This is a genomic window from Devosia lucknowensis, assembly GCF_900177655.1.
Lineage (GTDB): Bacteria > Pseudomonadota > Alphaproteobacteria > Rhizobiales > Devosiaceae > Devosia > Devosia lucknowensis.
In genome coordinates this window covers 1,053,363-1,067,775 of sequence record NZ_FXWK01000001.1, presented here as the reverse complement: position 1 = coordinate 1,067,775, position 14,413 = coordinate 1,053,363, and the positions used below count along the sequence as shown (strand labels likewise).

The window sequence follows — 14,413 nt, the reverse complement described above, 5'->3', positions numbered from 1 at the left end:
AGTTAAGGCAGCGATGAGCACCGCCCCGCGGCAGCAGGGATGGCCATTGGCGCTTGACTGATATAAAGATATCTTTATGTGATCGGCGCAGCACCCTCCCTGTGCCTGCCCAGTAGAGAAAGCGAGGACGGCGATGAGCCCCTCCCCCATCAACGACACGCCCATCATTCCGGACTGGAACGAGGTTCGCTCGGCGCTGAGCCGCGCCATGGCCGAGCGCATCCTGGTGCTCGATGGTGCGATGGGCACGATGATCCAGCGGCTGGGCCTGACCGAGGAGAATTTCCAGGGCGAGCGCTTCAAGGACTGGAGCCATCCGCTCAAGGGCAATAACGACCTCCTCGTCATCACCGAACCCAGGATGATCGAGGATATCCACTTCGCCTATTTCATGGCGGGTGCCGACATCGTCGAGACCAACACATTCTCGGCAACCTCGGTGGCACAGGCGGACTATGCCTGCGAGGACGCAGTCTACGACATCAACTACCAGGGCGTGGTGGTCGCGCGACGCGCGGCGATCCGCGCCGAGGCAGAGGACGGGCGCCGGCGCTTCGTGGCGGGCGCGCTCGGGCCGACCAACAAGACCTCGTCCATGTCGACCGACGTCAACAGCCCCGGTCATCGCGCCATCACCTTCGACCAACTGGTGGCGGCCTATGGCGAGGCCATTCGCGGACTGGTGGATGCGGGCGCGGACCTTCTGTTGTTCGAGACGATCACCGATACGCTGAACACCAAGGCCGGCATCTTCGCGGCTCAGCGCCTGTTCGAAGACCGCGGCATCGACGTGCCGATCATGATTTCGGGCACGATCACCGACCTTTCGGGGCGCACGCTGTCGGGGCAGACGCCGACGGCATTCTGGTATTCGGTGCGGCACGCCAATCCAATCACCATCGGGCTCAACTGCGCGCTGGGCGCGGACCTGATGCGCGACCATATCGCCGAACTGTCGGCGGTCGCGGACACGTTCATCTGCGCCTATCCCAATGCGGGCCTGCCCAATGAAATGGGCGCCTATGACGAAACGCCCGAGCAGATGGCGCGGCAGCTGGAGGCCTTCGCAAGCGACGGGCTGCTCAACATCGTCGGGGGGTGCTGCGGCTCGACGCCCGATCATATCCGCGCCATCGCCGATACGGCCGCACGCTTCAAGCCGCGCCAGGTGCCCCAGGCCGAGCGGCTGTTGCGGCTGGCGGGGCTCGAGCCATTCACGCTGACCAGCGACATTCCCTTCGTCAATATCGGCGAGCGCACCAATGTCACGGGATCGGCCCGGTTCCGGAAGCTGATCACGGCGGGTGACTATACCGCGGCGCTCGATGTGGCGCGGGACCAGGTGGCCAATGGTGCGCAGGTCATCGACATCAACATGGACGAGGGCCTGATCGACAGCCAGCAGGTGATGATCGAGTATCTCAACCTCCTGGCCGCCGAGCCCGACATCGCCAAGGTGCCTGTCATGATCGACTCGTCCAAGTGGGACGTGATCGAGGCCGGGCTCAAATGCGTGCAGGGCAAGGCGCTGGTGAACTCGATCTCGCTCAAGGAAGGCGAAGAGCAGTTCATCCACCACGCCAAACTCGTGAAGGCCTATGGCGCCGCCGTGGTGGTGATGGCGTTCGACGAGACCGGACAGGCCGACACGAGGCAGCGTAAGGTGGACATCTGCGCGCGGGCCTACAAGATCCTCGTCGAGGTCGTGGGCTTCCCGCCCGAGGACATCATCTTCGATCCCAACGTGTTCGCGGTGGCGACGGGTATCGAGGAGCACAATAACTACGGCGTCGATTTCATCGAGGCGACGCGGGAAATCACCGAGCAGCTGCCGCATGTGCATATCTCGGGCGGTATTTCCAACCTCAGCTTCTCGTTCCGCGGCAATGAGCCGGTGCGCGAGGCCATGCATGCGGTGTTCCTCTACCATGCCATTCGCAACGGCATGGACATGGGTATCGTCAATGCCGGGCAGCTCGCCGTCTATGAAAGCATCGACAAGGAATTGCGCGAGGCCTGCGAGGACGTGATCCTCAACCGGCGCGCGGATTCGACCGACCGGATGCTGGAGCTGGCCGAGCGCTACAAGGGCCAGGCTGGCGGCGAAGGCAAGGTCAAGGACACCAGGTGGCGCGAGCTGCCGGTGGCCGAACGCATTACCCATGCACTCGTCAACGGCATTACCGAATTCATCGAGGCCGACACCGAGGAAGCGCGCACCACATTCGAGCGGCCGCTGCACGTGATCGAGGGACCGCTGATGGCGGGCATGAACGTGGTCGGCGACCTGTTCGGCTCGGGCAAGATGTTCCTGCCGCAGGTGGTGAAATCGGCGCGCGTCATGAAGCAGGCCGTGGCCTATCTGCTGCCCTTCATGGAGGCCGAGAAGGCCGCCAATGGCAGCGCCACGGGCCGCAGCAGCGCCGGCAAGGTGCTGATGGCGACAGTTAAGGGCGACGTGCACGATATCGGCAAGAATATCGTGGGCGTGGTGCTGGCCTGCAATAACTACGAAATCATCGACCTGGGCGTCATGGTGCCCACACAGAAGATCCTGGAGACCGCCAAGGCGGAGAATGTCGATGTCATCGGGCTGTCCGGCCTCATCACGCCTTCGCTCGACGAGATGGTGCATGTAGCGGCCGAAATGGAGCGCGAAGGTTTTGATATCCCGCTCCTGATCGGCGGGGCGACGACCAGCCGCGTGCACACGGCGGTGAAAATCCATCCGCGCTATGCGCGCGGCCAGGCAGTTCATGTCAACGACGCCAGCCGCGCCGTTGGCGTGGTTTCGAACCTGCTGTCTGATGACACCAAGGTGACGTTCATCGAGCAGGTGCGGGCCGAATACGCCAAGGCCGCCGCGGCGCACGAGCGTGCCGAACAGGAAAAGCGCCGGTTACCGATCGAGGCGGCCCGGGCCAACGCCTTCAAGCCCGACTGGACCAGCTACACCCCGCCTGCCCCGTCGTTCCTCGGAACCCGGGTGTTCGCGGATTTCGACCTGGCGGAACTGGCCCAGTACATCGACTGGACGCCCTTCTTCCAGACGTGGGAGCTGAAGGGTCGCTACCCCGCCATTCTCGAGGACGAGAAACAGGGCGAGGCCGCGCGGGCGCTGTGGGCCGATGCGCAAGCGATGCTCAAGCAGATCATTGATGAGAAGTGGTTCAAACCCAAGGCGGTGGTCGGTTTCTGGCCGGCCAATGCCGTCGGCGACGACGTGCGGCTGTTCACCGGCGAGGATCGCCGCGCCGAGCTGGCAACGTTCTTCACGCTGCGCCAACAATTGTCCAAGCGGGACGGCAAGCCGAACATGGCACTATCCGACTTCGTGGCGCCAGAGGGCAAGGCCGACTATCTAGGCGGCTTCGTCGTTACCGCCGGCCTGGAAGAAGTCGCGATCGCCGAGCGCTTCGAGCGGGCAAACGATGATTACTCGTCGATCCTCGTCAAGGCCCTGGCCGACCGCTATGCGGAAACGCTGGCCGAGTTCATGCACATGAAGGTGCGCCGTGAGCTCTGGGGCTATGCCGCCGACGAGACGCTGACGCCCGAGGACATCATTCTCGAAACCTATCAGGGCATTCGCCCTGCCCCAGGTTATCCTGCCCAGCCTGACCACACTGAAAAGACGACGCTGTTCCGCCTGCTCGACGCCGAGAACACGGTGGGCGTGACGCTGACCGAGAGCTACGCCATGTGGCCGGGCTCGTCGGTTTCCGGGCTCTATTTCAGCCATCCGGACGCCTATTATTTCGGTGTGGCCAAGGTAGAGCGCGATCAGGTGCATGACTACGCACAGCGCAAGGGCATGGACGTGGAAGAGGTCGAGCGCTGGCTCGGGCCGATCTTGAACTACATGCCGGGTCGGGTGGCGGCGGAGTAAGTCGGCACCCCCACCCAACCTCCCCCTGAAACAGGGGGAGGAGCCGTCCGGTGGTCCACCGCCACCGAGGCGGACTCGATAAGTCCCTCCCCCTCCTTCAGGGGGAGGCTAGGTGGGGGCTCTTCTCAGGAGACCAACATGCAGCCCATCCCCGTGACTCTCGTCACCGAACCCGGTCAGCTTGTCGCCCTCGACGCGGACACGGCCCTGCTGCGTCTACCCGCCAATTCCGGCCACGGCCACGCCGATGGCGATACCTGTGTCGCGTGCGCGGCGCAGACCGATGTGCGGGCGCAGCTTTACAACCTGCTGGAAGAACGGCGGCGCGACATGCGGCCGGCTTTTTCGCGGGTTGTGGTGGATGCCAGCGCGGTCAAGGACACGGCGCAGGTGGTCGCGGCGCTGACAGGCAAGCTGCCGGCGCAGGCACTGCGGGATCATACCGTGGCAAGAATGTTCGTGCTGGTGGGGTAGGTCACCCCTGCCTTCTCCCCTTGCGGGAGAAGGTGGATCGCGCGTAGCGCGAGACGGATGAGGGGTATCCTTCGCGAACTCGGCGCTGGAAGAGACCCCTCATCCGCCCTTCGGGCACCTTCTCCCGCAAGGGGAGAAGGGGATAAGCAGGCAGCTAGCCTGGGAACCGCACCAGCGGCGTATCTGCCCTGAGATAGAGGGGATGCTTGGGCGAACCATCGCCATTGGAGCCGAAGCACCAGAGGTCGATGCCGTCGGCGCGGAGGGTGTCGACGAGTTCGCGACCGGCGGGGGCCAGTGCCTTGTTGAGCTTGCCGTGGCAGAGGACGACGCGCGCTGCTCCCCTCGCCGCATCACGGATCATGGGCAGATTGGCGGGTGAGACGGCCGAAATGCCCGAGGCTACCAGCATTTTCGGATCGGTGGCTCGATAGTCGCCGACATTGCATTTTACCATGCCGGAAAATCCTTCGCGTCGGGCAAAGGTCCATTCGCGAGCGCAGGTCGGATCGTCGACGGTGGCGTCGGCAGTGGACGGGTTCATGCCGATGAAGACGATGTAGCGCTCGGGGAAGGTTTCGCCCAGCCAGCGGCGCATGCGCTGGCGATAGCGGCCATCGGCGCTCATGACGGCGTCGCCCCGGACCCCTTCGCCCAGGCGCAGGCGGACCTTGCCGCCCGGGTCGTGCAGGGCGGAACTCATGCCGTCAGGTCGCTCGGCGGAGTCAGACCGTTGATGAGCGAGGCGGTGGTGATGGTATTGGCCAGGAGGCAGGCAATGGTCATGGGACCGACGCCGCCGGGCACAGGCGTGATGGCGGCTGCGACTTCGGAGGCAGCAGCGGTATCCACATCGCCAACAAGACGCGTCTTGCCTTCGCCGCGCTCGGGCGCATCGATGCGGTTGATGCCGACATCGATGACGACGGCGCCGGGCTTGATCCAATCGCCCTTGATCATCTGCGGACGACCGACAGCGGCAACGACGATGTCTGCCTGACGCACCACTGCAGCGAGGTCCCTGGTGCGCGAATGGGCGACAGTGACCGTGCAATTGTCGCGCAGCAGCAGCTGCATCATCGGCTTGCCGACGAGATTGGAGCGGCCGATGATGACGGCATGCTTGCCCTCGAGGCTGCCGAGTTCATCGCGTAACAGCATGAGGCAGCCGAGCGGCGTGCAGGACACCGGGCCGGCCAGGCCGATCTGCACCTTGCCGACATTGGCGGGCGTGAAGCAGTCCACATCCTTGGCAGGATCGATGGCTTCGATGACCTTGTTGGGATCGATGTGTCTGGGGACCGGCATCTGAACGAGGATGCCGTGGACGGCCTTGTCGTCGTTGAGGCGGCGAATGAGTTCGAGCAGATCGAGCTCGGACACGTCCTCGGGCAGTTCGTACTTGTAGGAGTTCATGCCCACTTCGGCGGTCTGCCTGGCCTTCGAGGACACGTAGACCTGGCTGGCTGGATCGTGACCAACGATGACCACTGCCAGACCGGGGGTGATGCCGTGCTCGGCCTTGAGGCGCTCGACATGGCCGGCGATGCGACCGCGCAGTTCTTCGGCAAAACGTTTCCCGTCGATGATTTTTGCGGTCATATCGGCCCCGATCTGCTTGAATGGCTGGGTGCGGGAGCGCTTCCCGCAGTTTGGCTTCGACATAAGGGATGCTCGATGATCCGTCCATTGCTTTGCCTGCCATTGCTGGCGGTTTTGGTCTCGCCGGCCCTGGCCCAGGATGCCTCGATGGAAAAGAGGGTGATGAAGCTTCATGCCCTGGCCGGTGGTGACTGGTGCGAGCCGGATGCCCAGCCCTACGACCCGGAAGACGCTTTCCGGAGCTGGACATTTACCTACCAGCCATCGTGGGATGAAAACGCCGAGCCCGAAGAGGTCACGCTGTTTCGCGTCTGGTGCATGTCGGGCGCCTATAACGTAAACCACGCCTACTACATCCTGACGGACTTCAACGGGCTCATGCCGCTGAGTTTCGCCACGCCGACCTACAAGACCGAATATGGCGAGGCGGATGATGGCGACGCCCCGCTGGAAAGTCTCAAGGTCACCGGCATGGGCACATCGAATTTTCTCGTCAACTCCGAGTTCGACCCCGATAGCAAGACGATAACCGCGCATTCGCTGTGGCGCGGCATCGGCGATGCGTCCTCGACCGGCTGGTGGGTGTTCGACCAAGGCGACTTTTCGCTGCAGCAGTATGATATCGACGCCAGCTACGATGGCGAAGCCAACCCGGAGACCGTCGTCGACTACCGGGAGGGTTGAGCCGATGGCCGAGCAGAAGACCAAGCCCCATTCCGGTGATGTCGATGCGTATCTGGCGCAGATCGAAGACCCCACCAGACGCGCCGATTCGCGGGAGCTGCTGGCTATGATGGCCGACGTGAGCGGGCACGAGCCCGTGCTCTGGGGCACGATGGTGGGCTTCGGACAGTATCACTATCGTTACGCATCGGGCCATGAATGGGATGCCTTTCGCATCGGCTTTGCGCCGCGCAAGGGCGACATCAGCCTTTACCTGCTGGGCAGCGACGCACCGGACGGGGAGCCTCAAGCCTCGCTTCTGGCCCGGCTGGGCAAGCATAAGGCCGGGAAATCCTGCCTTTACGTCAAGCGGCTCGCCGATATCGACCATGCCGTCCTGAGGGAACTTACCGTGCACGCCTATGCGCGGATGCAGAAGGCCTATCCGGAATAGAAAGGCCGCCTCGGCACTGCTGCCGGGCGGCCTCTATGGGATGCGGTCCACCGCGCTGTTGAGGGCTTGGGGGACATGCGACAAACCGCTTCCCGCTCACCGGTGCATGGGTCGTTTGCGTCGCCGATGAACTGACCGGAAAGATGGTCAGCAATTGCGGCAAGAAAAGAGCGGGTCACCGAAGTGTGATTATTCCGGAGTGCCGGACGGGTCACGTTGAGAAGCCGTCATGCGGCTTCTATATTGGGCGAGATAAAAGCGACGATTCCAACCTTGCTGCCCGATCCGCGGGCCGCGCCAGAGGAGCCCATGAAGACACTCAGCCCACCGCGTCTCGACAAGAAAAGCTTCACCGATCCGGAGGCTGCGTGGGCGCACCTCGCCCAAATCTATCATCGCAACTGCAATTTCATCCGCTCGCACCTTGAAGCACTGAGTCGCGGGGAGGCGCCGAGCGGGCGCGTCCGCGCCTTTTATCCGCAGGTGGAAGTGCGCTCGACGAGCTATTCCAAAGGTGAAAGCACCCTGCCCTACGGGTATCTCCATTCCCCGGGCCTCTACCGCACGACGGTGACGGCGCCGGACCTGTTCAAGGGGTATCTGCAGGAGCAGTTCGCCGTCATCCTCAAGAACCATGGCGGCACCATCGATGTGGGCGAGAGCGAAACGCCGATCCCGCTGCATTTCGCGCTCGGGCCGCGCGACCATGTCGATGGTTCGACCATCAATGCGCTCGACATTCCGCTGCGCGACCTGTTCGACGCGCCCGACCTTGCCAATACCGACGACGAGATCGCCAATGGCACCTATGTGCCGCCGCGGGGCGGGCCGTATCCGCTGTCCGCGTTCACGGCACCGCGCGTCGACTATTCGCTGTTCCGGCTGGCGCATTACACCGGCACTGATGCCGAGCATTTCCAGAACTTCGTGATCTTCACCAACTACCAGTTCTACATCGATGAGTTCTGCCGCATCGCCAAGGAGCACCTCAAGGGCGGCCACGACGTTTATCAGCGCTTCGTCGAGCCCGGAAACGTGGTGACCGACAACATGCTGACCGGGGGCGGCGTAACCGGACAGACGCCGGTGCGCGTGCCGCAGATGCCGGCCTATCACCTGGTGGCCGAGCGCGGCAAAGGCATCACCATGGTCAATATCGGCGTCGGACCCTCAAACGCGAAAACCATCACCGACCACATCGCCGTGCTGCGCCCGCATGCCTGGATCATGCTCGGCCACTGCGCAGGGCTGAGGAACAGCCAGGAACTGGGCGACTACGTGCTGGCGCATGCCTATGTGCGCGAGGACCATGTGCTCGATGCCGACCTACCGCTGAGCGTGCCGATCCCGGCGCTGGCCGAAGTGCAGGTGGCGCTCGAACAGGCCGTGGAGGAGATCACCCACACCGAGGGCGTGGAAACCAAGAAGATCATGCGCACCGGTACGGTGGCGACATTCGACAATCGCAACTGGGAATTGTGGGACCAGACCGCCATCACGCGGCAGCTCAGCCAGTCGCGCGCCGTGGCGCTGGACATGGAATCGGCGACGATCGCTGCCAACGGCTTCCGCTTCCGCGTTCCCTACGGGACGCTGCTGTGCGTGTCGGACAAGCCGCTTCATGGCGAACTGAAACTGCCGGGGATGGCCTCGGATTTCTATCGCACGCAGGTGAGCCAGCATCTGCTGGTGGGACTGCGCGCGATGGAAATCCTGCGCGACCAGCCGGCCGAGCGGCTGCATTCGCGCAAGCTCAGGAGTTTTGCCGAGACGGCGTTCCAGTAGACTCAGGGCTATTGCAGATGGCGGATGGCGATGGCGGCGAAGGTGCCGCGTGCCTCTGCCGTGGCGTCGGCGGGCGCCAGCAGACGGTAGAGGGTGATGTCAGTGACGGTCGCGGCATCGGGAGGCGCGACCGTCACGATCTCGTGACCATTGACGGTGCGGATGTCATCGCCACCGCCGTCGAAGGCGTAGGCGACTTCCTCGAACTCGTTGCCGGCAAAGGTGCACCGGATCATGCCGCCACCGCTTTCGACCGCCTCGACCGCGACGACCAGACCGTCGCGCTGCAAGGTGGCCGCATCGATCAGCATGGCTTCGCCCGTTTCATGGGCGAGCGCGATATGCCGGTCATATTCGGGGCCGGTGGCGACGTTGGGCAAGTTCTGCATGGCAAACAGCGCCTCGGCGGCGGCCTGCAGGTTGCGGACATGCTCTTCATTTGATGTCGGAAACGCCCAGCCTTCCGCCTGCAAGGCGCCGATCAGCCCTTCCATCGTCGGTTCGGCATCGAGGCACGGGGACCAGATGGCCTCGGACTGGGCAAATGCGGGGCCAGCAAGGCCGAAGGCCAGAACAAGGGTGGCGAGGGAGGTCTTCATCTGCAGCTCCTGAAAGGGGTTTTGCTGATGAGACGCGGGGCAGCAGCGCGATCTTGGTGCTGGAGAGAAAATACGTGGGCGAGGCCCTGCTCACCACTGAGATATGGATCACGACCGGCTTGCTTCAAGGCCCCGGGACGGGTGTATGGCGTATGCTCTGACGCAGAGGAGCATGCCATGTATGCCGCGGAACAACCGGCGGACGCCGTTTTCTATCATGGGACACGAGCTGACCTGCCCATCGGCGGGCAGATTTCGCCCGGTTTCCGATCAAACTTCGGGGCGGGCAAGCCGGCCTCGTGGATTTACTTCGCGGCGACGCTGGAAGCGGCGATCTGGGGCGCCGAACTCGCCCAGGGCGAGGGGCGGCAACGCATCTATGTCGTGCGGCCGACCGGGACGTTCGTGGACGACCCCAACCTCACGGACAAGAAATTTCCCGGCAATATCACGCAGTCGTATCGCAGCCAGGCGCCGCTCGAAATCGTCGGCGAAGTCGAGACCTGGACCGGTCATCCACCCGAGCAGCTCGAGCGCATGCGCGAGGGTGTCGAGCGGGCACGGAAGGCCGGGATCGAGGCGATAGACTAGCAAGCGGACCGTCCGCTGAATCAACAAAAAAGCCCGGTGTGGCCACCGGGCTTTTCCGTAACGGGCGGCGAACCGATCAGCGGCCCTTGACCACCGAATAGCCGGCATATCTGGCCGAGCCACCGAGCTGCTCCTCGATGCGGATCAGCTGGTTGTACTTGGCCATGCGGTCCGAACGGCTGAGGGAGCCGGTCTTGATCTGACCGCAGTTGAGCGCGACCGCGAGGTCGGCAATGGTCGAATCTTCGGTTTCGCCCGAGCGGTGGGACATGACCGAGGTGTAGCTGGCGCGGTGCGCGGTATCGACGGCGTCGAGGGTTTCCGAGAGCGAGCCGATCTGGTTGACCTTGACGAGGATCGAGTTGGCGACGCCCATCTTGATGCCGGAGACGAGGCGCTTGGTGTTGGTCACGAACAGGTCGTCGCCCACCAGCTGCACCTTCTTGCCGATGGCATCGGTCAGCGCCTTCCAGCCATCCCAATCGTCCTCGGCCATGCCGTCCTCGATGGTGATGATCGGGTAGCGGTTGGCCAGGTCCTCAAGGAAGCGGACGTTCTCGTCGGAGGAGAGCGACTTGCCTTCGCCCTTCATCTCGTACTTGCCACCCTTGTAATATTCGGTGGCAGCGCAATCGAGGCCGAGGAACACGTCCTCGCCCGGCTTGTAACCGGCCTTTTCGATCGAGCGCATGATGAAGCCGAGGGCTTCGTCGGCCGATGCCAGGTTCGGAGCGAAGCCGCCTTCGTCACCGACATTGGTGTTGTGGCCTTCGGCAGAAAGACCCTTTTTGAGGGTGTGGAAGATTTCCGAACCAATGCGGACGGCGTCGGCAATGGATTTGGCACCGGCCGGCAGGATCATGAATTCCTGCATGTCGATCGGGTTGTCGGCGTGCTCGCCGCCATTGATGATGTTCATCATCGGCACGGGCAGGACATGCGCATTCGGGCCGCCGATATAACGGTAAAGAGGCAATTCGCTCGATTCGGCAGCAGCCTTGGCGACGGCCAGCGATACGCCCAGAATGGCGTTGGCGCCGAGCTTGCCCTTGTTGGGCGTGCCGTCGAGCTCGATCATCGCCTTATCGATGGCCAGCTGATCGAGCGCGTCCATGCCAAGGAGTTCGTCGGCGATCGTATTGTTGACGTTCTCGACGGCCTGGGTCACGCCCTTGCCGTTGTAGAGCTTGCCGCCGTCGCGCAGTTCAACCGCCTCGTGCGCGCCGGTCGAGGCCCCCGAGGGAACGGCGGCACGGCCGAAGCTGCCATCATCGAGCACCACATCGACCTCGACGGTCGGGTTGCCGCGGCTGTCATAGATCTGGCGGCCATTGACGTGGATGATTGAAGACATGCGAGCCCTTCCCGGAAAGCATCTTGGGGTGTGGATGCCTGTCTAGACGGGCCTTGTGACAGAGAAAAGGGGAAAGTCGCAAAAATTGCGCAAGGAGGCGCCGCTAGAGCGCGAGCCTGCCGTTGGCGACCAACCACTGCACCGATTCCTGCACTGCCGCGAGCGATGTGTAGCGCGGCGCATAACCAGCAGGCGACGCCCCTTGTCGATGCTTGCATTGGGACTGCGACTGATGTGATCCCAGGTCGCCTCAGCGTTTTCCGGCGCCTGCATGGCCTTCCACTCGTCCCAGGAGTCAAATCTCAGCGCCGGTTCGCGACCGAACCAGCGATACATTTCCTCGGCATAATGGCGCAGCGTCACTGCACCCGGAGAAACCGCATGGAACGCCTCGCCGGTAGCCGCGCTCCAATTGCCCATCGCCTGCATGGCCAGGACCGCAATGTCGTCAGCATGGACGTGATGGACAGTTTCCATGCCGAAGTTGGGCAGGGCCAAAGTCTCGCCGCGCGCAATCGTGGCAAAGGCGGCAATGTCGCCATTGCCGGCCGGATTGAGCGGCGTCCATCCCTGGCCGACAATATGACCCGGATGGAGAATGGTCGCGGGAAACCCTTCGCGCCGCGCCAGACCGAGCAGATACGCCTCGATAGCGGCCTTTTGCACGCCGTATTCACCGAAAGGTCGCTTGATGACGTCCTCGGGCGTCGGGACGACTTCGGAAAAACCGTGCGTCCAGATCGTGCCGATATGGATGAACTGCTGGACCCTGCCCCGCAAGGCTTCTACCAGTTGGCGGGCACTGTCCAAGGTGAAGCAGATATTGTCGATAACGACATCTGCACGCAGGTCGGCGATGCGGGCGCCGAAAGCGCCTTCGCGTTCGGCAGCTTCGCGATCGATGACGACCTTATCCACACGCGCCCAGGCCGGGTCCGGCAGGTAGGGCGTGCTGGCACCGCGGGACACCGCGACCACATCGTGGCCCGCCCGAACGAGCCGCGGGACAAGGTAGCTGCCGATATGCCCCGAGGCGCCAATAACGACAATGCGTGACATCGCCTTCTCCTCCCGGGCTGGCCTAGATGATGGAGCTGTCCTAACATGTCAGCGCGGACTGTCCAGTCCGACGATTCCGGAGGACCCATCTTGAACAAGCCCCTCGTCAAACAGGTTGCACATACCTGCGTTTATGCCCGCGACCTCGACGCCGTCGAGGCGTTCTATCGTGACGTGCTCGGGGTGGCGCCGAAATTCGACTTCAAGCGTGGCGAGCAGAGGATCGGGTTCTACCTCGATTTCGGCAACCGGACCTTCGTCGAGGTCTTCCTTAAAGGCGAAAGCCGCTTCGAGGACAGCAATCAGATCAATCACATCTGCTTCGAAACCGACGACATCGACGCCTTCATGAGCAATGCGCGCGCCAAGGGCGTTGCGGTGACCGACAAGAAGCTTGGTGTCGATCATACCTGGCAGTGCTGGCTGGCCGATCCGAGTGGGGTCAAGATCGAGATTTTCCAGTATACGCCCGACAGCATGCAGTTCGGTGCTGACGGCGTGGTTTGCCAGGTCGACTGGTAATGTTGCGCCTGGCATCACCAAATCTCTGGTGATGCACATGATTTTGCCGCAAGTGGCCGCAATGGCTTGCGCATGATGACACGCTTCCTGCCACTTGCCCTCCTTCTTGTCGCTCCCCTGCCCGCCTTGGCTCAATCCCTGGACCTCGAAGCCACGCTCGAACGCGCCGATGTGCTCGAGCCGCTCGAGACCGTTCTGGTTTCAGTGGACGGCGACGTGATCGCCGAGCGCGGCTATAACGGGCATTCGCCCGATGATCCGACCAATATCAAGTCGGCCTCCAAGACGGTCATCTCGGCCCTGGTCGGCATCGCCATCGACAAGGGCGTGCTTGACGGCGTCGACCAGACGGTCGCGAGCATCCTCACGGACGACCTGCCCGAAGACGCCGACCCCCGCATCAACGACATCACCATTGGTAACCTGCTTTCGATGCAGGCGGGGCTGACACCGACTTCGGGCGCCAATTACGGCCGCTGGGTCGCCAGCCGAAACTGGGTCCGCAATGCCCTGGCCCAGCCGTTCGAAACCGATCCTGGCGGGCGGATGCTCTATTCCACCGGGTCGACGCACCTGCTCTCGGCAATCCTCACCGAGGAAAGCAGTCAATCAACGCTTTCGCTGGCCCGCGACTGGTTCGACGGCGTGCCTGATTTCGGCATTGGCGGCTGGGAGCGTGATCCGCAAGGCGTGTACCTCGGTGGCAACCAGATGGCGATGAGCCCGCGCTCGCTGCTGGCATTCGGGGAAGTCTATCGCAACGGGGGACTGGCACCCGACGGGACACGCGTGATCTCGGAAGACTGGATCGAGCAATCCTGGAGCGAGCGGACCAATTCGCGCTTCACCGGCGACGGATACGGCTATGGCTGGTTCCTGAGGGAAATCGGCGGCGAGGATGTGCGCTATGCCTGGGGCTATGGCGGGCAGATGCTCTATGTCGTGCCTGACCTCAACCTCACAGTGGTCATGACCTCGGATGAAAATGCGCCTTCCGCAGGCAATGGCCATCGTGACGCGCTGCATAGGCTGCTGGGTGAGATCATCACGGATGTGCGTGCGGACTAGATTGTCCCTTTCAGGACTGGGATAGAGGGCGGGAGTCATCGGCGTAACGCCGAGCCACTCCCACCCCAGTTTCGCTACGGCCTTCGGCCTGGCTGCACTACCCTTGCCGCAAGGGAGAGGGTGAGCAGAACACGGGTCAATTGTCTCGCTTGTGGCCGTCGATGTGTTTTTCGGCTCGCGCCTTTTCCGTGGCGTCCTTGAGCTTTTCGCCCTTGGTGCGGCCGAATTTCAGGCGGTTGGCTTCGGCGGCAACCTCTTTGGCAGTTCGTGCCTTGGCCTTGCGGGCCGTGCGGAGATTGATGATTTCGGCCATGGGGCGATCTCCAGACTGGAAGAGCTTAGCATGGTACCCT

General features: G+C 63.0%; 13 protein-coding genes and 1 pseudogene. 8 read left to right on the top strand and 6 right to left on the bottom strand.

From position 1 onward, the window contains the following. Positions 1-133 precede the first annotated feature (133 nt). Positions 134-3,889 carry a methionine synthase gene (gene metH / locus CCK88_RS05025; protein ID WP_086469401.1) on the top strand — a complete coding sequence of 1,252 codons (3,756 nt, stop codon included), beginning with the start codon at positions 134-136 and terminating at the stop codon, positions 3,887-3,889. A 138-nt stretch (positions 3,890-4,027) separates the two neighbouring features. Beyond that, positions 4,028-4,363, top strand: a complete 336-nt coding sequence (locus CCK88_RS05020; RefSeq protein ID WP_086469400.1) for a hypothetical protein — start codon at positions 4,028-4,030, stop codon at positions 4,361-4,363. Positions 4,364-4,517: 154 nt separating this feature from the next. On the opposite strand, the gene CCK88_RS05015 is transcribed toward CCK88_RS05020, so the two are convergent. Beyond that, positions 4,518-5,066: a DUF1643 domain-containing protein gene (locus CCK88_RS05015; protein WP_086469399.1), complete on the bottom strand. Its 549-nt coding sequence runs from the start codon at positions 5,064-5,066 to the stop codon at positions 4,518-4,520. Next, on the bottom strand, positions 5,063-5,965 hold the full coding sequence (gene folD / locus CCK88_RS05010) for a bifunctional methylenetetrahydrofolate dehydrogenase/methenyltetrahydrofolate cyclohydrolase FolD (protein WP_086470819.1): 903 nt from the start codon (positions 5,963-5,965) through the stop codon (positions 5,063-5,065). The genes CCK88_RS05015 and folD overlap by 4 nt, the downstream gene beginning before the upstream one ends. 75 nt (positions 5,966-6,040) lie before the next feature. On the opposite strand from folD, the gene CCK88_RS05005 reads away from it, so the two are divergent. From CCK88_RS05005 to CCK88_RS04995, 3 genes are all read left to right on the top strand, one after another. Then, positions 6,041-6,649, top strand: coding sequence for a DUF1176 domain-containing protein (locus CCK88_RS05005; protein WP_170926358.1), 609 nt, complete (start codon positions 6,041-6,043; stop codon positions 6,647-6,649). Positions 6,650-6,653: 4 nt separating this feature from the next. Beyond that, positions 6,654-7,082, top strand: a complete 429-nt coding sequence (locus CCK88_RS05000) for a DUF1801 domain-containing protein (protein WP_086469398.1) — start codon at positions 6,654-6,656, stop codon at positions 7,080-7,082. A gap of 309 nt (positions 7,083-7,391) precedes the next feature. Further along, positions 7,392-8,867 carry an AMP nucleosidase gene (locus CCK88_RS04995; protein ID WP_086469397.1) on the top strand — a complete coding sequence of 492 codons (1,476 nt, stop codon included), beginning with the start codon at positions 7,392-7,394 and terminating at the stop codon, positions 8,865-8,867. 8 nt (positions 8,868-8,875) lie between these two features. Here CCK88_RS04995 and CCK88_RS04990 read toward each other — a convergent pair whose 3' ends face one another. After that, the gene (locus tag CCK88_RS04990) at positions 8,876-9,466 is read right to left on the bottom strand and encodes a hypothetical protein (RefSeq protein ID WP_086469396.1); all 591 of its coding nucleotides are present in this window, start codon (positions 9,464-9,466) and stop codon (positions 8,876-8,878) included. Positions 9,467-9,643: 177 nt separating this feature from the next. Between CCK88_RS04990 and arr the strand changes: the two genes are divergently transcribed. Then, on the top strand, positions 9,644-10,057 hold the full coding sequence (gene arr / locus CCK88_RS04985) for an NAD(+)--rifampin ADP-ribosyltransferase (protein ID WP_086469395.1): 414 nt from the start codon (positions 9,644-9,646) through the stop codon (positions 10,055-10,057). A gap of 76 nt (positions 10,058-10,133) precedes the next feature. On the opposite strand, the gene eno is transcribed toward arr, so the two are convergent. Both eno and CCK88_RS04975 read right to left on the bottom strand, forming a co-directional pair. Further along, positions 10,134-11,411 carry a phosphopyruvate hydratase gene (gene eno, locus CCK88_RS04980; RefSeq protein WP_086469394.1) on the bottom strand — a complete coding sequence of 426 codons (1,278 nt, stop codon included), beginning with the start codon at positions 11,409-11,411 and terminating at the stop codon, positions 10,134-10,136. Between the two features lie 103 nt (positions 11,412-11,514). Next, positions 11,515-12,470 (bottom strand): annotated as a pseudogene (locus CCK88_RS04975) (NAD-dependent epimerase/dehydratase family protein). Positions 12,471-12,560: 90 nt separating this feature from the next. Here CCK88_RS04975 and CCK88_RS04970 point away from each other — a divergent pair. Further along, positions 12,561-12,992: a VOC family protein gene (locus CCK88_RS04970; RefSeq protein WP_244557429.1), complete on the top strand. Its 432-nt coding sequence runs from the start codon at positions 12,561-12,563 to the stop codon at positions 12,990-12,992. A gap of 75 nt (positions 12,993-13,067) precedes the next feature. Next, positions 13,068-14,060 carry a serine hydrolase domain-containing protein gene (locus CCK88_RS04965; RefSeq protein ID WP_086470817.1) on the top strand — a complete coding sequence of 331 codons (993 nt, stop codon included), beginning with the start codon at positions 13,068-13,070 and terminating at the stop codon, positions 14,058-14,060. Positions 14,061-14,196: 136 nt separating this feature from the next. On the opposite strand, the gene CCK88_RS04960 is transcribed toward CCK88_RS04965, so the two are convergent. Then, positions 14,197-14,373 (bottom strand): DUF4169 family protein, encoded by a 177-nt coding sequence (locus CCK88_RS04960; protein WP_086469392.1) that lies wholly within the window; start codon positions 14,371-14,373, stop codon positions 14,197-14,199. Positions 14,374-14,413 lie beyond the last annotated feature (40 nt).